Source organism: Isoptericola haloaureus (assembly GCF_036689775.1).
Lineage (GTDB): Bacteria > Actinomycetota > Actinomycetes > Actinomycetales > Cellulomonadaceae > Isoptericola > Isoptericola haloaureus.
Genome location: NZ_JBAGLP010000120.1, coordinates 317191 through 343710, shown reverse-complemented (window position 1 = coordinate 343710; position 26520 = coordinate 317191). Strand labels below are relative to the sequence as shown.

Annotated in this window: 24 protein-coding genes and 1 rRNA gene; 20 read left to right on the top strand and 5 right to left on the bottom strand. The window is 73.1% G+C overall.

The window, feature by feature from the left end; all coding sequences use genetic code 11:
- The 5 genes from rrf to V5O49_RS16965 all read left to right on the top strand — a co-directional run.
- Positions 1 to 89: ribosomal RNA gene (gene rrf, locus V5O49_RS16985) — 5S ribosomal RNA — on the top strand; the annotation flags it as partial.
- Positions 90 to 332: 243 nt separating this feature from the next.
- The gene (gatC, locus tag V5O49_RS16980) at positions 333 to 629 is read left to right on the top strand and encodes an Asp-tRNA(Asn)/Glu-tRNA(Gln) amidotransferase subunit GatC (protein ID WP_278234985.1); all 297 of its coding nucleotides are present in this window, start codon (positions 333 to 335) and stop codon (positions 627 to 629) included.
- Position 630: 1 nt separating this feature from the next.
- Entirely contained in the window at positions 631 to 2151 is a 1521-nt protein-coding gene (gene gatA, locus V5O49_RS16975) for an Asp-tRNA(Asn)/Glu-tRNA(Gln) amidotransferase subunit GatA (RefSeq protein WP_332903247.1), read from the top strand.
- Between the two features lie 16 nt (positions 2152 to 2167).
- On the top strand, positions 2168 to 3670 hold the full coding sequence (gatB, locus tag V5O49_RS16970) for an Asp-tRNA(Asn)/Glu-tRNA(Gln) amidotransferase subunit GatB (RefSeq protein ID WP_332903246.1): 1503 nt from the start codon (positions 2168 to 2170) through the stop codon (positions 3668 to 3670).
- Positions 3667 to 4242, top strand: coding sequence for a GNAT family N-acetyltransferase (locus V5O49_RS16965; protein ID WP_278234982.1), 576 nt, complete (start codon positions 3667 to 3669; stop codon positions 4240 to 4242). The genes gatB and V5O49_RS16965 overlap by 4 nt, the downstream gene beginning before the upstream one ends.
- Before the next feature lie 9 nt (positions 4243 to 4251).
- Here V5O49_RS16965 and V5O49_RS16960 read toward each other — a convergent pair whose 3' ends face one another.
- The gene (locus V5O49_RS16960) at positions 4252 to 5625 is read right to left on the bottom strand and encodes a cryptochrome/photolyase family protein (protein ID WP_332903245.1); all 1374 of its coding nucleotides are present in this window, start codon (positions 5623 to 5625) and stop codon (positions 4252 to 4254) included.
- Positions 5626 to 5695: 70 nt separating this feature from the next.
- Between V5O49_RS16960 and V5O49_RS16955 the strand changes: the two genes are divergently transcribed.
- From V5O49_RS16955 to ilvC, 11 genes are all read left to right on the top strand, one after another.
- Positions 5696 to 7213: a peptide MFS transporter gene (locus tag V5O49_RS16955; RefSeq protein ID WP_332903244.1), complete on the top strand. Its 1518-nt coding sequence runs from the start codon at positions 5696 to 5698 to the stop codon at positions 7211 to 7213.
- A gap of 108 nt (positions 7214 to 7321) precedes the next feature.
- Positions 7322 to 9184: a dihydroxy-acid dehydratase gene (gene ilvD / locus V5O49_RS16950; RefSeq protein WP_332903243.1), complete on the top strand. Its 1863-nt coding sequence runs from the start codon at positions 7322 to 7324 to the stop codon at positions 9182 to 9184.
- 2 nt (positions 9185 to 9186) lie between these two features.
- A complete protein-coding gene (locus V5O49_RS16945) occupies positions 9187 to 9738 on the top strand; it encodes a GNAT family N-acetyltransferase (protein ID WP_332903242.1) in 552 nt (183 codons plus the stop codon).
- Entirely contained in the window at positions 9735 to 11450 is a 1716-nt protein-coding gene (ilvD, locus tag V5O49_RS16940) for a dihydroxy-acid dehydratase (RefSeq protein WP_332903241.1), read from the top strand. Before V5O49_RS16945 ends, ilvD (V5O49_RS16940) begins: the two co-directional genes overlap by 4 nt.
- Positions 11451 to 11516: 66 nt before the next feature.
- Positions 11517 to 12854: a VOC family protein gene (locus V5O49_RS16935; RefSeq protein ID WP_332903240.1), complete on the top strand. Its 1338-nt coding sequence runs from the start codon at positions 11517 to 11519 to the stop codon at positions 12852 to 12854.
- Positions 12855 to 12858: 4 nt separating this feature from the next.
- On the top strand, positions 12859 to 13167 hold the full coding sequence (locus tag V5O49_RS16930) for a 4a-hydroxytetrahydrobiopterin dehydratase (protein ID WP_332903239.1): 309 nt from the start codon (positions 12859 to 12861) through the stop codon (positions 13165 to 13167).
- A gap of 77 nt (positions 13168 to 13244) precedes the next feature.
- The gene (locus V5O49_RS16925) at positions 13245 to 14339 is read left to right on the top strand and encodes an ABC transporter ATP-binding protein (RefSeq protein WP_332903238.1); all 1095 of its coding nucleotides are present in this window, start codon (positions 13245 to 13247) and stop codon (positions 14337 to 14339) included.
- Complete coding sequence (locus tag V5O49_RS16920) at positions 14339 to 15427, top strand: ABC transporter permease subunit (RefSeq protein WP_332903237.1); 1089 nt, start codon at positions 14339 to 14341, stop codon at positions 15425 to 15427. The genes V5O49_RS16925 and V5O49_RS16920 overlap by 1 nt, the downstream gene beginning before the upstream one ends.
- A 273-nt stretch (positions 15428 to 15700) precedes the next feature.
- A complete protein-coding gene (locus tag V5O49_RS16915) occupies positions 15701 to 17524 on the top strand; it encodes an acetolactate synthase large subunit (protein ID WP_278234973.1) in 1824 nt (607 codons plus the stop codon).
- A gap of 4 nt (positions 17525 to 17528) precedes the next feature.
- A complete protein-coding gene (gene ilvN / locus V5O49_RS16910; protein WP_278234972.1) occupies positions 17529 to 18050 on the top strand; it encodes an acetolactate synthase small subunit in 522 nt (173 codons plus the stop codon).
- Positions 18051 to 18128: 78 nt separating this feature from the next.
- The gene (ilvC, locus tag V5O49_RS16905; RefSeq protein ID WP_278234971.1) at positions 18129 to 19157 is read left to right on the top strand and encodes a ketol-acid reductoisomerase; all 1029 of its coding nucleotides are present in this window, start codon (positions 18129 to 18131) and stop codon (positions 19155 to 19157) included.
- Between the two features lie 132 nt (positions 19158 to 19289).
- On the opposite strand, the gene V5O49_RS16900 is transcribed toward ilvC, so the two are convergent.
- Entirely contained in the window at positions 19290 to 19772 is a 483-nt protein-coding gene (locus V5O49_RS16900) for an NUDIX hydrolase (protein ID WP_332903255.1), read from the bottom strand.
- A gap of 74 nt (positions 19773 to 19846) precedes the next feature.
- Between V5O49_RS16900 and V5O49_RS16895 the strand changes: the two genes are divergently transcribed.
- The 4 genes from V5O49_RS16895 to V5O49_RS16880 all read left to right on the top strand — a co-directional run bounded on the left by V5O49_RS16895 (position 19847) and on the right by V5O49_RS16880 (position 23168).
- Positions 19847 to 20377: an ASCH domain-containing protein gene (locus V5O49_RS16895; protein WP_332903236.1), complete on the top strand. Its 531-nt coding sequence runs from the start codon at positions 19847 to 19849 to the stop codon at positions 20375 to 20377.
- Between the two features lie 11 nt (positions 20378 to 20388).
- On the top strand, positions 20389 to 20787 hold the full coding sequence (locus V5O49_RS16890; RefSeq protein WP_332903235.1) for a VOC family protein: 399 nt from the start codon (positions 20389 to 20391) through the stop codon (positions 20785 to 20787).
- Between the two features lie 67 nt (positions 20788 to 20854).
- Positions 20855 to 21898 carry a 3-isopropylmalate dehydrogenase gene (locus V5O49_RS16885; protein ID WP_332903234.1) on the top strand — a complete coding sequence of 348 codons (1044 nt, stop codon included), beginning with the start codon at positions 20855 to 20857 and terminating at the stop codon, positions 21896 to 21898.
- Positions 21899 to 22037: 139 nt separating this feature from the next.
- On the top strand, positions 22038 to 23168 hold the full coding sequence (locus V5O49_RS16880; protein WP_332903233.1) for a branched-chain amino acid aminotransferase: 1131 nt from the start codon (positions 22038 to 22040) through the stop codon (positions 23166 to 23168).
- A 100-nt stretch (positions 23169 to 23268) separates the two neighbouring features.
- Here V5O49_RS16880 and V5O49_RS16875 read toward each other — a convergent pair whose 3' ends face one another.
- The 3 genes from V5O49_RS16875 to eboE are packed head-to-tail and all read right to left on the bottom strand — an operon-like array spanning position 23269 to position 26517.
- Entirely contained in the window at positions 23269 to 23835 is a 567-nt protein-coding gene (locus V5O49_RS16875; RefSeq protein ID WP_278234966.1) for a hypothetical protein, read from the bottom strand.
- Positions 23836 to 23863: 28 nt separating this feature from the next.
- A complete protein-coding gene (locus tag V5O49_RS16870) occupies positions 23864 to 25324 on the bottom strand; it encodes an alkaline phosphatase family protein (protein ID WP_332903232.1) in 1461 nt (486 codons plus the stop codon).
- Positions 25321 to 26517, bottom strand: a complete 1197-nt coding sequence (gene eboE / locus V5O49_RS16865) for a metabolite traffic protein EboE (protein WP_332903231.1) — start codon at positions 26515 to 26517, stop codon at positions 25321 to 25323. The genes V5O49_RS16870 and eboE overlap by 4 nt, the downstream gene beginning before the upstream one ends.
- Positions 26518 to 26520 lie beyond the last annotated feature (3 nt).

The following is a 26520-nucleotide window of genomic DNA, read 5'->3' as shown; positions in this document are numbered from 1 at the left end:
CCGGTCCCATACCGAACCCGGAAGCTCAGCCCTTCAGCGCCGATGGTACTGCCCTGGAGACGGGGTGGGAGAGTAGGACGCCGCCGGACACCCTTCACAGCAGGCCCCCAACCCCTCGCGGGTTGGGGGCCTGACTGCTCTATCCCCCCACCCCCGCGCCCACCGCGCCACCCGGCCGACCCCCGGGGCCCGGCCGCGGGGGGGGGGGGCCGGGCCCCCGACCGGTCTCACACCGTCGGCCGACCGACCACCGTCCCGGACGGGACGCGTGTCACATCGGCAGTCGTCTCCGTGTCATCGGGCCGTCACGTCGGCCCACTAGACTGGCGGCCATGTCCACCATCTCCCGTGACGAGGTCGCGCGTGTCGCCGCGCTGGCGCGGATCGAGCTGCGCCCTGACGAGCTGGATCGGCTCGCCGGCGAGCTCGACGTGATCGTCGAGTCCATCGCCAAGGTGAGCCAGGTCGCGACCCCCGAGGTCCCCGCGACGAGCCATCCGCTGCCCATGTCCAACGTGTTCCGTCCCGACGTGCCCGAGCCGGCGCTGCCGGTCGACGACGTGCTCGCGGGTGCGCCGGAGGCCGAGGACGGCCGGTTCGCGGTGCCGCAGATCCTCGGGGAGGAGTGAGATGACCGACCTGACCCGCCTGTCGGCCGCCGACCTGGCGCAGAAGCTGCGCCGGCGCGAGGTGACCAGCGTCGAGGTGACGCAGGCGTTCCTCGACCGGATCGCCGCCGTGGACGGTGCCGTCCACGCCTACCTGCACGTGAACGCCGAGGAGGCGCTGGCGACCGCCCGTGACGTCGACGCCCGCCGCGAGGCCGGCGAGGAGCTGCACCCGCTGGCCGGCGTGCCGATCGCCGTCAAGGACGTCGTCGTCACTCGTGGCATGCCCTCGACGGCCGGCTCCAAGATCCTCGAGGGATGGGTGCCGCCCTACGACGCCACCCTCGTCGAGAAGATCCGCGACGCGCGCATGCCCATCCTGGGCAAGACCAACATGGACGAGTTCGCCATGGGCTCCTCCACGGAGCACTCGGCCTACGGCAACACGCACAACCCGTGGGACCTCGAGCGCATCCCGGGCGGGTCGGGCGGCGGCTCGGCCGCTGCGCTGGCGTCCTTCACCGCGCCCCTGGCGATCGGCACCGACACCGGCGGCTCCATCCGCCAGCCCGGCGCCGTCACCGGCACGGTCGGGGTGAAGCCGACCTACGGGAGCGTGTCGCGCTACGGCCTCATCGCGCTCGCCTCCAGCCTCGACCAGGCGGGTCCGGTCACCCGGACCGTCATGGACTCGGCGCTGCTGCACGAGCTGATCGGCGGGCACGACCCGCGGGACTCGACCTCCATCCCCGAGCCGCTGCCCGCGCTCGTGGAGGCCGCCGCGCAGGGTGCCGGCGGCGACCTGTCCGGCGTGCGGGTCGGCGTCGTCAGCCAGCTGCAGGGCGAGGGCTACCAGGAGGGGGTCCAGGCCCGGTTCACCGAGTCCCTCGAGCTGCTGCGTCAGGCGGGTGCCGAGGTCGTGGAGGTGTCCTGCCCGCACTTCGAGTACGCGCTGGCCGCGTACTACCTGATCCTGCCGGCCGAGGCGTCCAGCAACCTGGCCAAGTTCGACGGCATGCGCTTCGGCCTGCGGGTCGAGCCCGAGGACGGCCCCGTGACCGCCGAGCGCGTCATGGCCGCCACCCGGGGCGCCGGCTTCGGCGACGAAGTCAAGCGCCGCATCATCCTGGGCACCTACGCGCTGAGCGCCGGCTACTACGACGCCTACTACGGCAGCGCCCAGAAGGTCCGCACGCTCATCCAGCAGGACTTCGACGCCGCGTTCGAGCAGGTCGACGTGCTCGTCTCCCCGACGGCGCCGACCACGGCGTTCAAGCTCGGCGAGAAGCTCGACGACCCCCTGGCGATGTACCTCAACGACGTCGCCACGATCCCGGCGAACCTCGCGGGCATCCCCGGCATCTCGGTGCCGAACGGCCTCGCGGAGCCCGCCGACGGCGGTACCGCCATGCCGACCGGCTTCCAGGTGCTGGCCCCCGCCAAGGCCGACGATCGCCTCTACCGCGTCGGCGCCGCCCTCGAGGCCGCCCTGGAGAAGTCCTGGGGCGGCCCGCTGCTGGACCGCGCGCCCGAGCTCGGCTGACGGACCCACGAAGGAGATGACTGTGACCCAGCTGGTCGACTACGCCGACGCGGTCCGACGGTTCGACCCGGTGCTCGGCATCGAGGTGCACGTCGAGCTCGGCACCCGGACCAAGATGTTCTGCCCGGCCGAGGTGGAGTTCGGCGGCGACCCGAACACCCAGACGACCCCCGTCAGCCTCGGGCTCCCCGGTGCGCTGCCCGTCGTCAACGGGACGGCCGTCGAGTACGCGATCCGGATCGGCCTGGCGCTGAACTGCCAGATCGCCGAGTCCTGCCGCTTCGCCCGGAAGAACTACTTCTACCCGGACGTGCCGAAGAACTTCCAGACCTCCCAGTACGACGAGCCGATCGCCTTCGACGGCTGGCTCGACGTCGAGCTCGAGGACGGCACGGTCCACCGTGTCGAGATCGAGCGGGCGCACATGGAGGAGGACGCGGGCAAGAACACCCACGTCGGGGGTGCCGCCGGCCGGATCCACGGCGCCGACTACTCGCTCGTGGACTACAACCGTGCGGGCATCCCGCTGGTCGAGATCGTCACGAAGCCGATCACCGGCGTCGGTGACCGCGCCCCCGAGGTGGCCCGCGCCTACGTGCAGGCGCTGCGCGACATCTTCCGGGCGCTCGACGTGTCCGAGGCCCGCATGGAGCGGGGCAACGTGCGCGCCGACGTCAACCTCTCGCTGCGCGCCACGCCGGACGCCCCGCTCGGCACCCGCACCGAGACCAAGAACGTCAACTCGTTCCGGTCGGTCGAGCGGGCCGTGCGCTACGAGGTCTCCCGGCAGGCCGCGATCCTCGACGCCGGGGACACCGTGGTCCAGGAGACCCGGCACTGGCACGAGGACACCGGCATCACCACCTCGGGCCGCGTGAAGTCCGACGCCGAGGACTACCGGTACTTCCCCGAGCCGGACCTGGTGCCGGTCGAGCCGTCCCGCGAGTGGGTCGAGGAGATCCGCGCCGGGCTGCCGGAGCTGCCGCAGGCCCACCGCCGTCGGCTCCAGGACGAGTGGGGCTACGCCGACGCCGAGATGCGCGACGTCGTCAACGCCGGTGCCCTCGACCTCATCGAGGCGACCGTCGCGGCGGGGTCCAGCCCGGCCGCGGCCCGCAAGTGGTGGATGGGCGAGCTCGCCCGCCGCGCCAAGCAGGACGAGGTCGAGCTGGCCGACCTGGCCATCACGCCGGCCCAGATCGGCGAGCTGCAGGGTCTGGTCGACTCCGGCCGGATCAACGACAAGATCGCCCGTCAGGTCCTCGACGGCGTGCTCGCCGGCGAGGGCGACCCGGAGCAGGTCGTGGGCGCCCGCGGCCTCGAGATCGTCTCCGACGACGGCGCGCTGCTGTCCGCCATCGACGAGGCGCTGGCCGCCCAGCCCGACGTCGTCGAGAAGGTCCGCGGCGGCAACCAGGGTCCCGTCGGTGCCATCATCGGCGCCGTGATGAAGACGACCAAGGGGCAGGCCGACGCCAAGCGCGTGCGCGAGCTCATCCTCGAGAGGATCGGCTCGTGACACCCCCGGTGCTGCCGGGGGAGATGGTGCGGCTGCGTCCGCTCGCGGCCCGCGACGCCGACCGCCTCTGGGAGTCGCTGCACGACCCGGAGGGCATGCGCCTGACGGGGACGACGGCGAGCTTCACCCGGGAGCAGATCGACGAGTGGGCGTCCTCGGTCGCCGGGCGCGACGGCCGGTTCGACTGGGCCATCACGCCGGCCGCGGTACGGGACGGCGAGCTGGTCAGCGACGAGCTGATCGGCGAGATCGTGCTCAACGACATCGACCCGGTCAGCCGCAGCGCCAACCTGCGCCTGCAGATGCTGCCGGACTACCGGGGCCGCGGCTACGGCCGCGAGGCGATCGAGCACGTGCTGCGCTTCGCCTTCGAGGCCGACCAGCTGCGCCTGCACCGGGTGGGCCTGGACGTGCTGAGCATCAACCCGCGGGCCAAGGCGCTGTACGCGTCGCTCGGCTTCGTCGAGGAGGGGCGGCTGCGCGACGCCTACCGCGACGGGGACGACTGGTCCGACGCGATCGTGATGAGCCTCCTCGAGGACGAGTACCGGGCGATGGTGCGCACCGCCTGAGGCCTCGCCTCACCGGCCCCGCTGGAAGTCGTCGAGGCTGACGTTGCGCTCGTGCGCGTGGTCGACCAGCGGTGCCGGGTAGTCGGCCGGCGGGGTGTCCAGCTTCCAGGGCTGGTGCACCCGCCGGCCGGCCACGTCGCGCAGCTCGGGCACCCAGCGGCGCACGTACTCCCCGTCGGGGTCGAACTTCTCGCCCTGCGTGACCGGGTTGAAGATGCGGAAGTAGGGCGCGGCGTCGTGCCCGGTCCCGGCGACCCACTGCCAGTTGAGCTGGTTCTGGGACACGTCGCCGTCCACGAGGTGGGCCATGAAGTGCTCGGCCCCGCGCTGCCAGCGCACGTGGAGATCCTTGACGAGGAACGACGCCACCACCATCCGCACGCGGTTGTGCATCCAGCCGGTGGCGCGCAGCTGGCGCATCCCGGCGTCGACGAACGGATAGCCGGTGCGCCCGTCCCGCCACGCCGTCAGCCACTCGTCCTCCTGCTCGCCCCGCGTCCAGGCGTCGTCGGGCACGACGGCGCGCAGCGAGCGGGTGCGGGCGTCGGGGCGGTGGTGCAGCACGTCGGCGTGGAACTCGCGCCACGACAGCTCCGAGCGGAACGTCGCCACGGCGTCCGGGTCGACGCCGTCGGCCTGCGCGGCGGCGAGGTCGGCGATCATCGTGCGCGGGTGGATCTCCCCCCAGCGCAGGTGCACGGACATCGCCGAGGTCCCGGCGAGGTCGGGGCGGTCCCGGGCGTCGGGGTAGTCGGCGAGCCCGTCGGCGAGGAAGTCCCGCCAGCGGCGCCGCGCCGCGTCCTCGCCGGCCCGGGGCAGGTGCGCGGTGGGCTCCGGTCCCTCCGGCAGGGAGTCACCGTCCAGCGCGGCCCACGGGACCTGCCGCGGTCGGCGGGCCGGGGACGGCCACCCGTGCTCCAGCCACGCCCGCCGGAACGGGGTGAAGACCTGGTACGGCCCGCCGGTCTGCGTGAACAGCCGCCCCGGGGACACGGCGTAGGCCGACCCGGTGCGCTCCAGGGTCACGCCGAGGTCGTCGAGGGCGGCGGCGACCTCGTCGTCCCGGCGGCGCCCGTACGGCTCGTGGCTCGCCGCGACGTGCACGGCACCGGCCCCGGTCTCGCGCACGACCTGCGGCACGACGTCGGCCGGGTCCCCGCGCCGGACCACGAGCCGCCCGTCGCAGGCCTCGTCCAGGGCCTGCAGCGACGCGCGCAGGTAGGCGAGCCGGTTGGCGCCCGCGCTGCGCCACAGCGTCTCGTCGAGCACGTACAGGGCGACGACGGACGCGTCGTCGGCCCGGGCGGCCTCGACGGCGGCGAGCAGGGCCGGGTTGTCGGCCAGGCGCAGGTCGCGCCGGAACCACATGACGGTCGACGGCATGGCGCCACCGTACGGCCCGGCCGGGCCCGGCGCGCTCGCAGGTCGGGCGCCGGGGTGCCAGAGTCGTGCCATGACGGATTCCCCGGCCGGGTCGGACCGCCCCGCGCAGCCGGCCGAGCGGACCTTCTTCGGGCACCCGCGCGGGTTGCTGACGCTGTTCACCACCGAGGCGTGGGAACGGTTCAGCTACTACGGGATGCGCGCCATCCTCGTGCTGTACATCACCGACGCGGTGGTCGACGGCGGGCTGGGCTACGACGAGACGACCGGCAACGCGATCGGGTCGATCTACGGCAGCTCGGTCTACCTGCTGTCCATCGTCGGCGGCTGGCTGGCCGACCGCGTCATCGGTGCCCGGCGTTCGGTGCTGTACGGCGGCATCGTCATCGCCGCCGGCCACGTGGCCCTCACGGTTCCCCAGGCCGCGTTCACCTGGCTCGGCCTGGTCCTCGTGGCCACGGGCACCGGCCTGCTCAAGCCGAACGTCTCGGCGATGGTCGGCGAGCTCTACGACCGGCGCGACCCGCGCCGCGAGGCCGGGTTCTCGATCTTCTACATGGGCATCAACTTCGGGTCGTTGTTCGCGCCGCTCGTGGTGGGCAGCGTGCAGCGGCTCTGGGGCTACCACGCGGGCTTCCTCGTCGCGGCGGTCGGCATGGCGGTCGCCCTGGTCTTCTTCGTCGCCGGCCGCCGCTACCTCCACGGCGCCGGCGACGCCGTGCCCAACCCGGTCCGGCGCGAGGAGCGGGGCACCATCGCACGGATCATGGTGGCGGTCGTCGCCGGCGTCGGCGTGCTCTACCTCGTGGCGGTCGCGGTCTCGGGCGGCTGGTCCGGAGGAGCGTTCGTCGACACCCTCAGCTACGTCGCCCTGGTGACCCCCGTCGTCTACTTCGTGGTGATGTACCGCTCGCCGAAGGTCACCGACACCGAGCGGCCGCGTCTGCTGGCCTACATCCCGCTGTTCGTCGCCGCCATGCTGTTCTGGATGATCTTCGAGCAGGCCGCCACGACCCTGACGACGTTCGCCCGCGACCGGACTCAGCTCGACGTCCTCGGGGTGGAGATCAGCCCGGCCTTCTTCCAGTCCGTGAACCCGGCCTCGATCATCCTGCTCGCCCCCGTGTTCGCCTGGCTGTGGCAGCGGACCGGCGGGCGCCCGCCCACGCCGTACAAGTTCGCGCTGGGGCTGGCGCTGGCCGCGGTGTCGTTCCTGTTCCTGGCGGGGGCCTCGGAGGTCGTCGGGGACGAGCGCGCGCCGGCGTGGGTGCTGATCGTCGTCTACGTGATCCAGACCCTCGGCGAGCTGTGCCTGTCCCCGGTCGGGCTCGCGGCCACGACCCTGCTGGCGCCGCAGGCGTTCCGCGGGCAGGCGATGGCGCTGTGGTTCCTGGCCAACGCCTCGGGCCAGGCGATCACCGCGCAGCTCGTCCAGGCGACCGCCGACGTCTCCGACACCGCCTACTTCGGCGGGATCGGTCTCGTGGCGCTCGCGGTGGCGGGGCTGGTCTGGGCCGTCTCGCCGTGGGTGGTCCGGCAGATCCGGGCCGCCGACGAGGCCGAGGGCGTGCACACGGCAGGCGCCTGAGCCCGACCATCACCTGGGACGGGCGTCCCAGCATGCGGCACGACGGCGTACCCTGCGGGAGCACGTCGCTCACGGTGCATCCGTGAGCCGGTCCGAAGGAGCATGCAGATGAGCCGCCCCCTGCGTTCGCGCACGTCGACCCACGGCCGCAACATGTCCGGCGCCCGCGCCCTGTGGCGCGCCACCGGCATGGGGTCGGAGGACTTCGGCAAGCCGATCGTCGCGATCGCCAACTCGTACACCCAGTTCGTCCCGGGGCACGTCCACCTCAAGGACATGGGCGACCTCGTCGCGGGAGCCATCCGCGAGGCCGGGGGAGTGGCCAAGGAGTTCAACACCATCGCCGTCGACGACGGCATCGCGATGGGCCACGGCGGCATGCTCTACTCGTTGCCGAGCCGCGACCTCATCGCCGACTCGGTCGAGTACATGGTCAACGCGCACTGCGCGGACGCCCTGGTGTGCATCTCCAACTGCGACAAGATCACCCCGGGCATGCTCAACGCGGCGCTGCGGCTGAACATCCCGGTCGTGTTCGTCTCCGGCGGCCCGATGGAGGCCGGCAAGGCGGTCGTCGCGGACGGGGTGGCGAGGACGAACCTCAACCTCATCAACGCGATCAACTACTCGGCCGACGAGAACGTCTCCGACGAGGCGCTGGCGAAGGTCGAGGAGAACGCCTGCCCGACCTGCGGCTCCTGCTCCGGCATGTTCACGGCGAACTCGATGAACTGCCTCACCGAGGCCCTGGGCCTGTCGCTGCCGGGCAACGGGTCGGTGCTGGCCACGCACGCCGCGCGCAAGGAGCTGTTCCTCGAGGCCGGCCGGACCGTCGTCGAGCTGGCGAAGCGCTACTACGACGAGTCCGACGACACCGCGGCGCCCCGCGGTATCGCCACCAAGGAGGCGTTCGCCAACGCGATGGCGCTCGACGTCGCCATGGGCGGCTCGACCAACACGGTGCTGCACGTGCTGGCGGCGGCGCAGGAGGCCGAGGTCGACTTCACGCTGTCCGACATCGAGGAGATCTCGCGCCGCGTGCCCTGCCTGAGCAAGGTCGCGCCGAACCACCCGAACTACCACATGGAGGACGTCCACCGGGCCGGCGGCATCCCCGCGCTGCTCGGCGAGCTGCACCGGGCCGGGCTGCTCGAGAAGGACGTCTCCAGCGTGCACACCCCGACGCTGCAGCAGTGGCTGGACGACTGGGACGTGCGCGGCGGGAAGGCGACCGAGCAGGCCACCGAGATGTTCTACGCGGCACCGGGCGGCGTGCGCACGACGCAGGCGTTCTCCACGCAGAACCGCTGGGAGTCACTGGACACCGACACCGCCGAGGGCTGCATCCGCGACGTCCAGCACGCCTACACCGTCGACGGTGGTCTGGCGGTGCTGCGCGGCAACCTCGCGACCGACGGCGCGGTGTTCAAGACCGCCGGCGTCGACCCGGACGTCTTCCACTTCACCGGCCGGGCGCTCGTGTGCGAGTCGCAGGACGAGGCCGTGGAGAAGATCCTGACCAAGCAGGTCGAGCCCGGGCACGTCGTCGTGGTGCGCTACGAGGGTCCCGCCGGCGGCCCCGGCATGCAGGAGATGCTCTACCCGACCTCCTTCATCAAGGGCCGCGGTCTGGGCAAGGTCTGCGCCCTCATCACCGACGGCCGGTTCTCGGGCGGTTCGTCCGGCATCTCCATCGGCCACGTCTCCCCGGAGGCGGCCGCGGGCGGCGTCATCGGCCTGGTCGAGGACGGCGACGAGATCGAGATCGACGTCGAGTCCCGCTCCGTCCGGCTCAACGTGGCCGACGACGTGCTCGCCGAGCGACGCGCCGCGATGGAGGCCTCGGACAACCCGTGGCAGCCGAAGGACCGCGACCGGTACGTCTCGCCGGCGCTGCGCGCCTACGCCGCCATGGCCACCAGCGCGGACAAGGGCGCGGTGCGCGACATCAACCTGGTCACCCGCCGCTGAGCGTGCGGGTCGTCGACCTCTCCTCGCACGACGTCGACGACGTCGTGGGGCTGTTCGCGGACGACGGGGGTTACTCCTGCCGCGTCGCGGGCCGGCCGGCCACGCGGCAGGACGCCGTCGACGCCCTCACGGCCCGTCCGCCGGGGACCGACCCCGCGGCGAAGACCGTCCTCGGCGCGTACGACGACGCGGGCGTGCTCGTGGGGCTGCTCGACGTGATCCGCGGGTGGCCGGAGGCCGACCACGCGCACGTCGGCCTGCTGCAGACCGCGGCGGGCCGGCACCGGCAGGGACTGGGGCGGGCGCTGCACGCGGCGCTGGAGCGACGGGCCGAGCGCTGGCCGGAGGTCACGACGCTGCGCCTCGCCGTCGTCGACGCCAACCGGGAGGTCGCCGAGCCCTTCTGGCGCGCCCTCGGCTACGCACCGACCGGCGGGGCCACGCCGTTCGCCGCCGGGAGCGTCGAGTCCCCGGCCCGCGTCTGGACCCGTCCGGTCACGCGCCGAGGAACCGCCGGGCCAGGTGGCGTCGTCGGCCCTAGCCTGGGGGCATGACGAGCACCGACGACCGGACCACGCCTGACCTCAAGCCCCGCTCCCGCCAGGTGACCGACGGCCTGGAGGCCACCGCATCGCGCGGCATGCTGCGCGCGGTCGGCATGGGGGACGACGACTGGGACAAGCCGCAGATCGGCGTCGCGAGCTCGTGGAACGAGATCACGCCCTGCAACCTGTCGCTGGACCGGCTGGGCGGCGCGGTGAAGAACGGCGTGCACGCCGGCGGCGGCTACCCGCTGGAGTTCGGCACGATCTCCGTCTCCGACGGCATCTCGATGGGCCACGAGGGGATGCACTTCTCGCTGGTCTCCCGGGACGTCATCGCCGACTCCGTCGAGACGGTCATGCAGGCCGAGCGCCTGGACGGCTCGGTGCTGCTGGCCGGCTGCGACAAGTCGCTGCCCGGCATGCTCATGGCCGCCGCCCGCCTGGACCTGGCCAGCGTGTTCCTCTACGCCGGGTCGATCATGCCCGGCTGGGTGAAGCTCGCGGACGGCACCGAGAAGGACGTCACCCTCATCGACGCCTTCGAGGCCGTCGGCGCCTGCTCGCGCGGGCTGATGTCCCGCGACGACGTCGACCGCATCGAGCGGGCCATCTGCCCCGGCGAGGGCGCCTGCGGCGGGATGTACACGGCGAACACCATGGCCTCGGTGGCCGAGGCGATGGGCATGTCCCTGCCGGGCTCGGCCGCCCCGCCGTCGGCCGACCGTCGCCGCGACTCCTTCGCGCACGCCTCCGGCGAGGCCGTGGTCGAGATGCTGCGCCGCGGCATCACCGCCCGCGACATCATGACCAAGGAGGCGTTCGAGAACGCCATCGCCGTCGTCATGGCGTTCGGCGGGTCCACCAACGCCGTGCTGCACCTGCTGGCCATCGCCCACGAGGCCGAGGTCGAGCTGACGCTCGAGGACTTCGACCGGGTGGCGAGCCGCGTGCCGCACCTGGGCGACCTCAAGCCGTTCGGCCGCTACGTGATGAACGACGTCGACCGCATCGGCGGGGTCCCCGTGATCATGAAGGCGCTGCTGGACGCCGGGCTGATCCACGGCGACTGTCTCACCGTCACCGGGCGCACCGTGGCCGAGAACCTGGCCGACATCGCCCCGCCGGACCCGGACGGCAAGATCCTGCGCGCCCTCGACCAGCCGATCCACCCCACCGGCGGCATCACGATCCTGCACGGGTCGCTGGCCCCCGAGGGCGCCGTGGTCAAGAGCGCCGGGTTCGACTCCGACGTCTTCGAGGGCACCGCCCGCGTCTTCGAGCGGGAGCGGCACGCCCTGGACGCGCTGGAGGACGGCACGATCACCGCCGGCGACGTCGTCGTCATCCGGTACGAGGGCCCCAAGGGAGGCCCCGGGATGCGCGAGATGCTGGCCATCACCGGCGCGATCAAGGGTGCGGGACTCGGCAAGGACGTCCTGCTCGTCACCGACGGCCGGTTCTCCGGCGGCACCACCGGGCTGTGCGTCGGGCACATCGCCCCGGAGGCCGTCGACGCCGGACCGATCGCCTTCGTGCGCGACGGCGACCGCATCCGCCTCGACGTCGCCGCCAAGACGCTCGACCTCCTGGTCGACGCCGACGAGCTGGCCGCCCGGCACACCGACGACTGGGAGCCCGTGCCGCACGGCTACACCCGCGGTGTGCTCGCCAAGTACACCAAGCTGGTGCAGTCCGCCTCGACGGGTGCGGTGCTCGGCTGAGCACGCGCGAGCGGGCGCGGAGCGCGGCACGGTAGGGACATCGCACCGGCGACCGCGGGAGGGGCCATGTCCACCGAGTCCGACGATCCCGTCACGGACGAGCTGACCCCGGACCAGTTCGAGCACGCCGACACCACCGGCCACTGGCGGGTACTGTCGCACGGGGCCTGCGCGCTCTTCCGCACCGGGACGCCGGGCGCCGGAGCCGTCCTGCTCGAGGACGTCGCGGTGCTCGCCGACGCCGCGAACCACCACCCGGACGTGGACCTGCGGCCCGACGGCGTCGTCGTGCGGTGCGTCTCGCACGACGTCGGCGGCCTGAGCCGGCGCGACGTCGCGCTCGCCCAGGACGTCTCGGCCGCGGCCGACCGGCTGGGGCTGACCGCCGACCCGGCGGCGCTGCAGGACGTCGAGCTGACGATCGACGCCACCGACCGCGAGCGCATCATGCCGTTCTGGGCCGTGGTGCTCGGGCACGAGCGGGCCGGCGACGAGGACCTGCTCGACCCGGACGCGCGCTGGCCCGGCATCTGGTTCCAGCAGATGGACGAGCCACGGCCGCTGCGGAACCGGCTGCACCTGGACGTGTTCGTGCCGCACGACGACCGGCCCGCCCGGGTCGAGGCCGCTCTGGCGGCCGGCGGGCGGCTCACCACCGAGGAGTTCGTCCCGCAGTGGTGGACGCTCGCCGACCCGGAGGGCAACGAGGCCGACGTCGAGGCGTGGGAGGGTTTCACCGACGAGCTGCCCGAGGGGCTCGTCTCCCCGGACGCCTTCCGCGCGGCCGACGGCGTGGAGGACTGGCGGGTGCTGCAGGGTGCGTGCGCGCGCTACCGGACCGGACGGTTCCACACCGGGGTGGACCTGGCGGCGAGCGCGCAGCGGATCGCCGACGACGCCGGGGTCCGGCTCTCCACGGACCTGCGCTTCGGCCACGTCACCTTCCGGGTGGGCGCGCCCGAGGACGGCTGGATCGACGACGCGGCCCTCGCGGTGGCCCGCCGGATCCAGGCCGCCGCCCGCGCCGCCGATCTGGAGCCCGACCCCAGGGCCCTGCGGGACGTCCAGCTGACGTTCGACGCCCTGGACGTCGCCGCCGTGCAGCGGTTCTGGGCCGCCGCCCTCGGGTACACCACCCGCGAGGACACCGACCTGTTCGACCCGCTGCTGCGCGGTCCGGCGGTGTTCATCCAGCCGATGGCCGAGCCGCGCGAGCAGCGCAACCGCATCCATGTCGACGCGTTCGTCCCCGCCGACGTGGCGGACGAGCGGGTCGCGGCCGCCGTCGCCGCGGGCGGGCGCGTCGTGCGCGACGCCGAGGCACCGCTGTGGCGGACGGTCGCGGACCCGGAGGGCAACGAGATCGACATCGCCGTCTCGATCGGGAGGGAAGACCATGAGTGACCACATGACCCCCACGCAGTTCCGTGCCGCCGCAGGGACCGCGGACTGGAGGGTGCTCGACGACGGGCGGGCGACGGCGACCTTCCGCACCGGTGCGTTCACCACCGGGGTGCGGCTGGTCGAGGAGATCGGCGAGCTCGCCGAGGCCGCGAACCACCATCCCGACGTCGACCTGCGGTACGGCACCGTCGTCGTGCGGACCGTGTCTCACGACATCGGCGGGCTGAGCCAGCGGGACGCCGCGCTCGCCGCACAGATCTCGGCGGCGGCGCGCGAGCTCGACATCCCCGCCGAGGCCCCGTCGTCCGCCTGACCGGTTTGCCCTCGGCATCCGATGTGCCGCTATGCTCCGCATCACACCCGGCGTCCCGCCGGGGCGGAGCAGGCGACGTGGCCGACGTCCGGCCACCGGGAGGCGACGTGGCGGTCGAGGGCGAGCTGGCGATCGAGACCCGCGGGCTGCGCAAGACCTACCGCAGCGTCCGCGGGCGGCGCGTCGGGGTCGAGGACCTCGACCTGCAGGTGCCCGTCGGCGGCGTGCACGGGTTCCTCGGACCGAACGGCTCCGGCAAGACCACGACCATCCGGATGCTGCTCGGGCTGGTGCGCCCGGACCGGGGGAGCGCGACGATCTTCGGGCACGACGTGCCGCGACACCTGCCCGACGTCGTCGGTCGGGTCGGCGCGATCGTGGAGAGCCCGACGTTCTTCCCCGCCTTCAGCGCCCGGGCGAACCTGCGCCTCCTCGCCGACGGCATCGAGGCCCCGCGCGAGCGGGTCGACGCGGTCCTCGACGACGTGGGTCTGACCGGCCGCGCGAGGGATCGGTACCGGACCTACTCGCTCGGCATGAAGCAGCGTCTGGCGATCGCGGCGACGCTGCTCAAGGATCCCGACCTGCTGATCTTCGACGAACCGACCAACGGTCTCGACCCCGCCGGCATCCACGAGATCCGGCGCACGATGCGCGACCTGGGCGACCGGGGCAAGACGGTCCTGGTCTCCAGCCACATCCTCGCCGAGGTCGAGCAGGTCGCCGACACGGTCTCCATCGTCGCGCGGGGCCGACTCGTGGCCTCCGGGCGGGTGACCGACCTGATCTCCGGGCAGGGCGGCGCGGCCGTGCGGGTCGTCGTCGCGCCCGACGACGTCGCGATCGCGACGAGCCTGCTGGCCTCCCGCGGGCTCGTCGCACGGCACGAGGACGACGCGCTCGTCGTCGAGGGCGCGGACCCCGCCGGCGTCAACCGGATGCTCGGCGAGCAGGGCGTCTGGGCTCGCGAGATCGCACCGCGCCAGGTCGACCTGGAGTCGGTGTTCCTCGGCCTGACCCAGCACGAGACGCCGGGCGGCCGCGACCACCGGGGCGGACGTCGTCGTCGGCGACGAGACGCCGAGCCGCCCGTCGAACCCGTCGAACCCGCCGCGACGCCGGCGGCCACGAGCTCCGGGACCGGCCGGGCGGACGGCGGCGAGGAGGCCTGATGCGACTGCTCAGGGTGGAGCTGCGTCGGCTGTGGATGCGGCGCGTGACGTGGGGCGGCCTCCTGCTCGCGCTGGTCGTCGCGGGCCTCGGTGTCGCCGGGCAGATCGGCAGCGCCCAGCCGCCCACCGACCGGCAGGTCGCCGAGGCGGAGGCGTTCTACGCCGAGGAGCTCGAGCGCTGGGAGGAGAACGGCGAGCAGCAGGTCGAGCAGTGCGAGGAGGCCGAGGCGGAGGCCGCCGCGGACGACCCCGGTGCGGACTTCGGCTGCGACGACATGGCGCCCCGGCTGGAGTACTTCCTGCCGCCGACCGTGTCGTTCGTCCCCGACGCCGACGACCGGGAGGCCGCCGCCTTCGGCGTACCGCCCGACCGGGGCGAGAGCCAGGACCCGCGCGTCGCGGAGATCGAGCAGTCGCTCTGGACCGGCTGGTCCGGTGTCGGGGCGGCGGCCGGCTACGCCCCGGCGTTCCTCATGCTCGCCTTCGTCGTCGGGGTGAGCTTCATGACGGCCGAGCGCAGCACGGGGGCGCTGGGCATGTGGCTCACGTTCGAGCCCCGGCGCTCGCGGGTGTACGGGTCGAAGGCGCTCGCGGCCGCGCTGGGGACCGTCCCGCTCGTCGTCGCGGGCTGGGTGGCGGTGGCCGGGGGCATCTACACGCTGCACGCCGTCTTCGGCACGGTGGGCCCCGTCGCCGCGGAGGACTGGGTCGAGATCGGCGCCTTCTCGGCCCGTCTCGTGGTGGCCGGCGTGCTCTGTGCAGCGGTCGGCACGGCCCTCGGCGTCCTGCTGCGGCACGCCGTGGCGGCGGTCGGCGCGGTGGCCGTGGTCCTGTGGGCGGGTGCGGTCTTCGGCTACCCCCTGGGCGCCGCCCAGCGCTGGACCCCGACGACGAACCTGACCGCGTGGCTCGAGGGCGGCACCGCGTACGGCGTGGCCCAGGAGTTGCGCGACGAGACCGGCATGGTCACCACGACGTGGACCACCGAGGTGGTCACGGGCCTGCAGGGCGGGCTGTACCTGCTGGCCGTCGCGGCCGTGCTCACGCTGCTCGCCGTCGTCGTCTTCCGCCGCCGCGACGTCGCCTGAGCAGCGTTTCCCTGCGGGTCCGCGAGACGCTGTCCCATCATCTGGGACGTTTGGACCAGCGCGTGACATCTGCGTTCCGACGGCGTAACGTGCGTCACGTGCAGACGATCTTCCTCGTAGTACTTCCTGGGCGCGCCGGCTGAGGCCACGTTCCGGGCTTTCGTCAGCGCGCTCACCCCTCGTTCGTCCCCACTCGTCGGGACCGAGGGGTTTTTCATTGCACAGATTCACCTGATATCCCCCCAGATTCCGTTCCAGCGGCAGGAGTGACCGATGGGCCAGCCGAACCCGACACCAGCCCAGGTGGCAGCGCGTACCGCCCCGCGCCCGGTCGAGCGCCGGGTCGACGAGCAGGTCACGGGGGCGGAGTCGATCGTCAAGTCGCTCGAGGCCGTCGGCGTCGACACCGTGTTCGGCATCCCGGGCGGCGCCATCCTGCCGACCTACGACCCGCTGATGGACTCGCAGAAGCTGCGCCACATCCTGGTGCGGCACGAGCAGGGCGGCGGGCACGCCGCCTCCGGGTACGCCCACGCGACCGGTCGGGTCGGCGTGACGATGGCGACCTCGGGCCCCGGCGCGACCAACCTGGTCACCCCGCTGGCGGACGCCAACATGGACTCGATCCCGATGGTCGCGATCACCGGCCAGGTGGCGGCGCCCGCGATCGGGACCGACGCGTTCCAGGAGGCGGACATCGTCGGCATCACGATGCCGATCACCAAGCACTCCTACCTGGTGACCGACCCGGCCGAGATCCCGCGGACCATCGCCGAGGCGTTCCACATCGCCTCGACGGGGCGTCCCGGTCCGGTGCTGGTCGACATCGCCAAGTCCGCGATGCAGGCCCAGACCACCTTCTCGTGGCCGCAGCAGCCCGCGCTGCCCGGCTACCACCCGGTGACCAAGCCGCACGCCAAGCAGATCCGCGAGGCCGCCAAGCTGCTGGCCACCGCGCGCCGGCCCGTGCTGTACGTCGGCGGCGGGGCCGTGCGCTCCGGGGCCGCGGCCGAGCTGCGCCGTCTGGTGGACGTCTCCGGCGCCGCCGTCGTGACGACCCTCATGGCACGCGGTGCGGTCCCCGACTCGCACCCCCAGCACCTGGGCATGCCCGGCATGCACGGCACCGTGCCCGCCGTGGCCGCGCTGCAGAAGGCCGACCTCATCGTCGCCCTCGGCGCGCGCTTCGACGACCGCGTGACGGGCAAGCTGTCCAGCTTCGCTCCGCACGCCGCCGTCGTCCACGCCGACATCGACCCGGCCGAGATCGGCAAGAACCGGGCCGTGGACGTGCCCATCGTCGGCGACCTGCGCGAGGTCATCGGCGACCTGGTCCCGGCGCTGGAGGCCGAGCACGCCAAGGTCGGCCGACCCGACGTCGAGGCCTGGTGGCACCAGATCGACACCTGGCGGGAGACCTATCCGCTCGGCTACACCTCCACGGACGACGGCCACCTGGCGCCGCAGTCGGTGATCTCCCGGCTCGGCGAGCTGGCCGGTCCCGACGCCATCTACGTCGCCGGTGTGGGGCAGCACCAGATGTGGGCCTCCCAGTTCATCCGCTACGAGCGGCCCAACACCTGGATCAACTCCGGTGGTCTGGGCACCATGGGGTACTCGGTCCCGGCGGCGATGGGCGCCAAGGCCGGAGCGCCCGACCGCGAGGTGTGGGCGATCGACGGCGACGGCTGCTTCCAGATGACCAACCAGGAGCTGGCCACCTGCGCGATCAACGACATCCCGATCAAGGTCGCGCTGATCAACAACAGCTCCCTCGGCATGGTCCGCCAGTGGCAGACGCTCTTCTACAACGAGCGGTACTCCAACACCGACCTGCACACCGGGCACGGCACGGCGCGCATCCCCGACTTCGTCAAGCTCGCCGAGGCGTACGGCTGCGTGGGGATCCGGGTGGAGCACCCCGGCGAGGTGGACGCCGCGATCAAGAAGGCCCAGGAGATCAACGACCGCCCGGTGGTCGTCGACTTCACCGTCTCGCGCGACGCGATGGTGTGGCCGATGGTCGCGGCCGGGGTCAGCAACGACGACATCCAGTACGCGCGGGGCATCTCGCCGGCCTGGGAACGAGAGGACTGAGCCGATGAGCCGTCACACGTTGTCCGTGCTGGTCGAGGACAAGCCGGGTGTCCTGACCCGCGTCGCCGGGCTCTTCGCCCGACGCGCGTTCAACATCCAGTCCCTGGCGGTGGGTCCGACCGAGCACGCGGAGATCTCGCGGATCACCGTCGTGGTCGACGTCGAGGACCACCCGCTGGAGCAGGTCACCAAGCAGCTCAACAAGCTGGTGCACGTCATCAAGATCGTCGAGCTCGACCCGGAGTCCTCGGTCCAGCGCGAGCTGCTGCTGGTCAAGGTCAAGGCCGACCAGGCCACCCGGTCGGGCGTGCTCGAGGTCGTCGAGCTCTTCCGGGCCAAGGTCGTCGACGTCGTGCCCGACACGGTCGTCATCGAGGCGACCGGGACGGGGAGCAAGCTCGAGGCGCTGCTGACCGCGCTCGAGCCCTACGGCATCCGCGAGATCGTCAAGTCCGGGACCCTCGCCGTCGGGCGCGGGTCGCGATCCATCACCGACCGGGCGCTGGAGCGGGTCCGCAGCGCGTGAGACGCCTGCACCGCCGACCTCCCGCGCCTGCCAGAATCCCCCTGACGCGTCACACCCTGAAGAAAGAGGAGCACCACCGTGGCTGAGATGTTCTACGAGGACGCCGCCGACCTGTCCATCATCCAGAGCAAGAAGGTCGCCGTCATCGGCTACGGCAGCCAGGGCCACGCCCACGCGCTGAACCTGCGCGACTCGGGTGTCGACGTCCGCGTCGGCCTGCGCGCCGGCTCGTCGTCGGCCGCCAAGGCGGAGGACCAGGGCCTGAAGGTCCTGCCCGTCGCCGAGGCCGTCGCCGAGGCCGACGTCGTCGTCGTCCTGGCGCCGGACCAGGTCCAGCGCGACCTGTACCGCGACGAGATCGCCCCGAACCTCCGCGAGGGCGCCGCCCTGGTCTTCGGCCACGGCTTCAACATCCGGTTCGGCTACATCAAGCCCGCGGCCGGTCACGACGTCTTCATGGTCGCCCCGAAGGGCCCCGGCCACCTCGTGCGTCGCGAGTACGTCGACGGCCGCGGCGTGCCGGTGATCGTCGCCGTCGAGCAGGACGCCAGCGGTTCCGCCTGGGACCTCGCCCTGTCGTACGCCGCGGGCATCGGCGGGCTGCGTGCCGGCGGCATCAAGACCACGTTCACCGAGGAGACCGAGACCGACCTGTTCGGCGAGCAGGCCGTGCTCTGCGGCGGTACCTCGCAGCTCGTCCAGTACGGCTTCGAGGTCCTCACCGAGGCCGGCTACCAGCCCGAGGTCGCGTACTTCGAGGTGCTGCACGAGCTGAAGCTCATCGTCGACCTCATGGTCGAGGGCGGTCTGGCCAAGCAGCGCTGGTCGATCTCCGACACCGCCGAGTACGGCGACTACGTCTCCGGCCCGCGCGTGATCTCGCCCGAGGTCAAGGAGAACATGAAGGCCGTGCTTGCGGACATCCAGTCGGGTGCCTTCGCCGAGCGCTTCATCGCCGACCAGGACGCCGGCGCCCCGGAGTTCACCGAGCTCCGCGCCAAGGGCGAGTCGCACCCGATCGAGACCACCGGTCGCGAGCTGCGCAAGATGTTCGCCTGGATCAAGCCTGCCGACTCGGACTACACCGAGGGCAGCGCCGCTCGCTGACGCCACCCCTGTCAGCGATCGACGCGCGCGGCCGTCGCCCCCACCCCGGGGCGGCGGCCGCACGCATGTCCGCCCCCGGGCGTCCGCCCGCGGGCGTCCGGCCCGGACGACGCGGGGACGACGGCGGACCGCTCAGCCCGGGACGGCGTCCGTCGCGCCGGGACCGCCGTCCTGCGCGGAGAGGTCCAGCACCCCGGCCATCGCCAGCGCGCGGTCGACGAGCTCGACCCGCGGCAGGTGGGGGACCGCCTCGAGGGGATGCCAGGCGACGTCGTCGGTGGACCCGTCCTGCTCGACCGTCAGCGACCCGCCGACGATGCGGGCCCGGTACACGACGCGGATCCCGTGCAGGGGGTCGACGTCCGCGTCGTCGTCGAACCCGATGAGGTGCTCGGGCGGGACGACGATGCTGTCGACGCCGAGCAGTCCGTCGAGCTCCACGCCGTAGCCGGTCTCCTCGCGGACCTCCCGCACGGCCGCGTCCTCGGGGTGCTCGCCCGGGTCGATGCCCCCGCCGGGCAGCGTCCAGCCGGACCGCCGTCGGTCCGACCAGTGCGGCAGGAGGACCTGTCCGTCGGAGATGATCACGGCGTAGGCCGCCACCCGCAGGTACATGGCTGCCATCGTCCCAGGTCCTCGGCACGCGCGGGTGGTCGGCAGCGTCGTGGCCGTGGTGGCAGGATGGCCGCATGACGGACGAGCAGGGACCGCACCTCGACGACGTGGCACAGGCCGAACGGATCACCGCCTTCTGGGACACCGCCCGGCCCTCCGCCGGACGCACGAGCCACGGCGGTGCCGTCGGCGAGCGCTCCGAGAACGTCGTGCCGCCGCCGGCGTGGGCGTTCGGGGACAACCCGGCGCTGGCCGACGAGCTGCTCGGCCTGGTGCTCGCCGGCACCAAGACGGCGACGGCGTCGCTCGTCGTCGAGTACGAGGACGCCGCCGAGCCCGCGCCCCGCAAGGGCGACCTGTCGATCCTCCTGGACGGCAGGGGCGAGCCCCGGGCTCTCGTGCGCACGACGCAGGTCGACCGGGTGCCGTTCCGCGACGTCACCGCGGAGCACGCGTGGCGCGAGGGGGAGGGCGACCGGACGCTGGAGTCCTGGCGCGAGGGGCACGAACGCTACTGGCGGCGCACCCTGGCCGGCACGGAGCACGAGTTCGACCCGTCCCTGGAGGTCCTCTGCGAGCGGTTCAAGGTCCTCTACTCCGAGTGAGGTGAGCCGAGGTGGCGTTGCGCTGGTACTCGACGGTGGTGGAGACCACCGACCCCCGCGCCCTGGCCGGTTGGTGGGCCGAGGCGTTGGGCTGGACGTTCGCGCACACCTCCGACGAGGAGTGCGTCCTGGTGCCGCCGTGGGCCCGCGAGCTCGTCGACCGGTTCGAGTTCCACCAGGTCCCGCCGGGGATGGTGTTCGTGCGCGTCGAGCACGAGAAGACCTCCAAGAACCGGCTGCACTGGGACTTCGCCCCGCACACGTCCGACGACCGGGACGCCGAGATCGACCGGCTCGTCGCGCTGGGGGCGACGGTGATCGACGTCGGGCAGCCGGCGGACGCGTCGTGGACGGTGCTCGCCGATCCGGACGGCAACGAGTTCTGCGTGCTCTCGTCGCGCGAGTACTGATTCCCGGTACGTCCGCATCGTGGGACGGGTGTCCGCATCCTGGGTCCGAGGCGCGTAGGATCGGCCCATGACGCGCAACATCGATCTGGCTGTGGTGGCAGGCGACGGCATCGGCCCCGAGGTCGTCGAGCAGGGGCTCGCCGTGCTCGACGCCGCGCTGGCCGGCTCCGACGTGAAGGTCTCGACCACCGAGTTCGATCTCGGCGCGCGTCGCTGGCACGAGACCGGCGAGACGCTCACCGACGACGACCTCGCCCGGATCCGCGAGCACGACGCGATCCTGCTCGGTGCCATCGGCGACCCGTCGGTGCCCTCCGGCGTGCTCGAGCGCGGCCTGCTGCTCAAGCTGCGCTTCGCGCTGGACCACTACGTCAACCTGCGCCCCGGCACGCTCTACCCGGGCGTCACCAGCCCGCTGGCCGACCCGGGCGAGGTCGACTTCGTCGTCGTGCGCGAGGGCACCGAGGGGCCCTACGTCGGCAACGGCGGGTCGGTGCGCACCGGCACGCCGCACGAGATCGCCACCGAGGTGTCGGTCAACACCGCGTTCGGCGTCGAGCGGGTCGTCCGCGACGCCTTCGCCCGCGCCCAGGCGCGCCCCCGCAAGCACCTGACGCTGGTCCACAAGCACAACGTGCTCGTGCACGCCGGACACCTGTGGCGGCGCACCGTCGAGGCCGTGGGCGCCGAGTTCCCCGAGGTGACCACGGACTACCTCCACGTCGACGCGGCGACGATCTTCCTGACCACGAACCCCTCGCGGTTCGACGTCATCGTCACCGACAACCTGTTCGGCGACATCATCACCGACCAGGCGGCGGCCATCACCGGCGGCATCGGCCTGGCCGCGTCGGGCAACATCAACCCCGACCGGACGGCGCCGTCGATGTTCGAGCCCGTGCACGGCTCCGCCCCGGACATCGCCGGGCAGGGCAAGGCCGACCCGACGGCGACCGTGCTGTCCGTGTCGCTGCTGCTGGAGCACCTGGGCCTGACCGAGCAGGCGCGTCGCGTGGAGGCCGCCGTGGCCGCCGACCTGGCCGAGCGCGGGGACCGAGTACGCTCGACGGCCGAGGTCGGACGCGAGCTCGCCGCCCGCGTCGCCGGCTGAGCGACCTCGGTCGTCGCCCCGACGATCCCCGCGAACCCACGGTTCCGGGTGACCGTTGTGGTCGAGCGCCCGCGCGGTGTCCCACGGTGCCGCCAGACGTGGAAAACTACAGGGGTTACCCGGTGAAAGGCCCCTGATCATGACCACGACCTCGCACAACGTGCTCCCCGAGGAGCTCGAGGACCTCGTCGCGCTCTTCGACGTCCGCGGAACCGACGAGCCCACCCCCGACGCCGAGCGCGAGGAGGCGCTCGCGTCACCCCGCTTCGGCACGGTCTTCACCGACCACATGGCCCGGGTCTCCTGGCGCCAGGAGGACGGTTGGCTCGACCGGCGGGTGGAGAAGTACGGACCGCTGCAGCTCGACCCCGCCACCGCCGTCCTGCACTACGCGCAGGAGATCTTCGAGGGCATGAAGGCGTACAAGCACGCCGACGGGTCGGTGTGGACCTTCCGCCCCGAGTCCAACGCCGCGCGGTTCGCACGCTCCGCCCACCGGCTGGCGCTGCCCGCGCTCACCGTGGACGACTTCATCGGGTCGATCGCCGCGCTGGTGCGGACCGACCTGGCGTGGGTTCCCGACGGCGAGGACTCCAGCCTGTACCTGCGCCCGTTCATGTTCGCCTCGGAGCCGTTCCTCGGCGTCCGCCCGGCGGCGCAGGTCGAGTACCTGTGCATCGCCTCGCCGGTGGGTCCCTACTTCGCCGGCGGCGTGAAGCCGGTGTCGATCTGGGTCTCCCAGGACTACCACCGCGCGGGCCCGGGCGGCACCGGCGACGCCAAGTGCGGCGGCAACTACGCCGCCAGCCTCCTGCCGCAGACCGAGGCCCAGCAGAACGGCTGCGACCAGGTGTGCTTCCTGGACGCCACGACGAACTCCTACCTCGAGGAGCTCGGCGGCATGAACATCTTCGTGGTGATGGACGACGGCACGGTCCACACCCCGGAGCTGACCGGCTCGATCCTCGAGGGCGTCACCCGCTCGTCGATCCTGCGCCTCGTCGCCGACCACGGGCGCGAGGTCGTCGAGCGCAAGATCCCGCTCGAGGAGGTCGTCGCGGGTCTCGCGGACGGCAGCGTGCGGGAGATCTTCGCCTGCGGCACCGCCGCCGTCGTGACCCCGGTGGGCCGCCTGGCCGGCGGGACGTTCGACCACACGGTGGCCGACGGCGAGCCCGGCGAGCTGACGATGGCGGTGCGGACCGAGCTCACCGACATCCAGTACGGGCGCGCGCAGGACCGGCACGGCTGGATGCGCCGCCTGGCCTGACCGCAGCCCACCGGGCGTTCCGTGCAGGCGGGCCCGGCCCGGACGTGCGACGGGGCGGTGCCGACGAGGAGGATCTCGTCGGCACCGCCCCGTCGGCGGTTCAGCGCGGCGGTGTCGGGACCACGAGGGTCCGCACGATGACGCTGCCGAGCATCGAGGACACCGCGATGCCCAGGATCACCCACACCAGCGCGGTCATCGCGCCGGGCAGCGGGTCCGGGTTGCCGGTGAACGGCAGCACCGCCAGGATCACGGTGGCCAGGCCCACGAGCCAGCCGAAGAACATCCGCGGCCGCGGGGCCACCACGACCAGCAGGTTGAGCACGACGGCGGCGGCGAGGGCGAAGAGCGCCCCTGCGGCGGCCCACGAGGCGTCGTCGCCCGCGCCGAATGCGTCGGGCGGCGGGATGAGCCCGATGTCGAAGACCTCGTCGAAGATCACCGAGGCGGTGAAGCCCAGGAGGGCGCACACCAGGACGGTGGCCGCGGCCCCCGCCCAGTACCGGCCCAGGTCTAGCCGCGGCTCGGGAGGCGGGTCCTTCGGAGCGGCCTCCCAGGAGGGCTTCGCCGCGGGCGGCATCCCGGGGGGCTGGTCCGCCGGCCGGTTCACCGGCCGGTAGCGCTGCGTCGGGTCCTCGGACCCGTACGGACGCTGCTGATCGCTCACAGTTCCTCTCCTCGCCGTCGTCGTGCCCCTAGCCGACCACATCCGCGGCCTCGGCGCCCCCTGGGACGGCGTGCTGCGGGGACCCGCCGGGAGCGATCCCCTGCAGGGCGAGCACGAGGTCCTTGACCGCGGCCGCCGGGACCGACCGGTCGTCGTCGTGCACCTGCCGCGCCACGACGTCGGGGACCTCCGGGGCCGAGCAGAGGATCATCGGGGAGTCCGCGGCGTCGTCGGGAAGGCGGCCGTGCGTGCCGCCCACCCAGGAGGCGTCCAGGGGCACGGTGGACATCGCGTAGCGCAGCCCGAGCTTCTTGCGCACGAGGTTCAGCCCGGCCTTGGCCTTCGCGAGCCGGTCGGCCGGGTCGAAGAACAGCTCGGCCGGGTCGAAGCCGGGCTTGCGGTGGATGTCCACGGCGCGCGCGTACTCCGGGGCCCGGTCGTCGTCCAGCCAGAAGTAGTAGGTGAACCACGCCCCGGGCTCGGCGACGACGACGAGCTCGCCGGAGCGCTCGTGGTCGAGCCCGTAGCGGGCCTGGGCCTCGCGGTCGAGCACCTCGTCCACGCCGGGCACGGCGCGCAGCAGGTCGGCGACCCGGGCGACGTCGGCGGCGTCGTCGACGTACACGTGCGCGACCTGGTGGTCGGCGACGGCGAACGCCCGCGAGGTCCACGGGTCGAGCTGTTCGCGGCCCGCCTGGGTGTAGACCTCCAGCAGCCCCTCACGGCGCAGCACCCGGTTGAGGTGCACGGGACGCTCCGCGCGGGTGATGCCGTACTCGGACACGACGACGACGGTCACGCCGTCGGCCTCGGCCTGGTCCAGCAGCGGCGCGAGCACGCCGTCCAGGTCGGCCGCGGCGGCGTCGGCCTGCGGGGACTCGGGGCCGAACCGCTGCAGGTCGTAGTCCAGGTGCGGGACGTACGCGGTGGTCAGGTCCGCGGCGCGGGTGCGCAGCAGGTGCCGGGTGGCGTCCACGACCCACCGGCTGGAGGTGAGCGACGCCGTCGGACCCCAGTAGGTGAACAGGGGGAAGTCGCCGAAACGTTCGACGAGCTCGTCGTGCAGGCCCGGCGGGCGGACGTAGGCGTCGGGGGACTTGCGGCCGTCGGCGTGGTAGATCGGCCGGGGCGTCACGGTGACCTCGGTGGTCATCCCCATCGCGTACCACCAGCACACGTTGACCGCGGCGTAGTCCGGGTGCCGTCGGCGACCGGTCTCCCAGACCGTCTCGCCGGCGACCAGACGGTTGTGCTGCCGCCACAGGAACACCTCGCCGAGCTCGCGGAAGTACCAGCCGTTGGCGACCGCGCCGTGCTGGGCGGGGGACAGGCCGGTGAGCATCGTCGACTGCACGGTGCAGGTCACGGCGGGCAGCACCGTCGCCAGCGGCGAGGACCACCCGGTGCCCGCGAGGCGGCGCAACCGGGGCATGTGGGCCAGCGCGCGGGGCGTCAGGCCGACGACGTCGAGCAGCAGGACGGGTCTCACAGCGTGTTCCTCCCGGTGGTGGTCAGGACGGCGTCGGGGGCCTCCACGGCCTCCAGGTGGTCGGCGGCCCAGCGCAGCTCGGCGGCGATGCCGGCGACGAGCTCGTCGGCCCCCGTCGGCAGCACGTCGGCGGGGAGCACCCCCCAGGTGTAGGTCTCCACGTCCAGGTGCGTCTCGCGCCCGTGCGGGGCGCGCGCCACGGCGTCGACGGCGGTGCGCAGCACGTCGGTGGTGGCCGACAGCGGGGGAGCCGGGTCGTGATGCAGCGGCACGTGGAAGTGCACGCGCCACGGACCGGTCCGGGGCAGACCGCCGGCGAGGGCCTCGGGCAGGTCGTCGACGCCGTGCAACCGGCCCGCGGCGTCCAGCGCGCGGGTCTGGTGCAGGTAGCGGGGCTCGGCGAACCGGGTCAGGGCGCTGCGGGTCTCCGGGTCGGCGGGGTCGGCGACGTGCAGGGCGGCCGACGCCTGGACCTTGACGACGCGCAGCCCGGCGTCGGTGACGCGACGCACCGCCGCGGCGGGGTCCGCGAACGACACCGCGAGGTGGCAGGTGTCGAGGCACACCCCGACGAGCGCGGGGTCGATGCGCGTCCCGGCGGGCCGGTCGGTACCGGTCCGGTCCGCCAGCCAGCCGACGACGTCGTCGACCGTGTCCAGCACGCACCCCGGTTCCGGTTCGACGGCCAGCCGCACCACGACACCGGTGCGGTCGGCCAGGGCGCGCAGCTCCGCGGACAGCGCGGCCAGCGCCCGGGTGGCGGCCTCGTCGTCGCGCGTCGTCCAGCCGGTGCGCCAGCCCAGCGGCAGGGTGGAGATCGACCCGGCGGCGCCGGGCGGCAGCAGGTCCGTGAGCACGCGGGCGCAGGCCAGGGTGTACGCGAGCCGTTCCGGCCGGGTCCAGTCCGGGTGGTACACGTCGCGGCCCACGACCTCGGCGTGGAAGCCGCCGGCGGGGAAGGCGTTGAGCGTGCGCACCTCGAGGCCGTGCCGGTCCAGCGCTCCGCGCAGCCGGTCGCGGTCCGGGGCCGAGGCGTCGAGCCGGTGCGCGAGCGCGGCGGGCAGCCACAGGCCGATCCCGAGGCGCTCGCGGCCGGTGGCGCGCCGGACCGGTGCCGCGTAACGCTCCAGCTGCGCCAGCACGCCGTCGAGGTCCTCGGCGGGGTGGACGTTGGTGCAGTACGACAGGTGCATCGG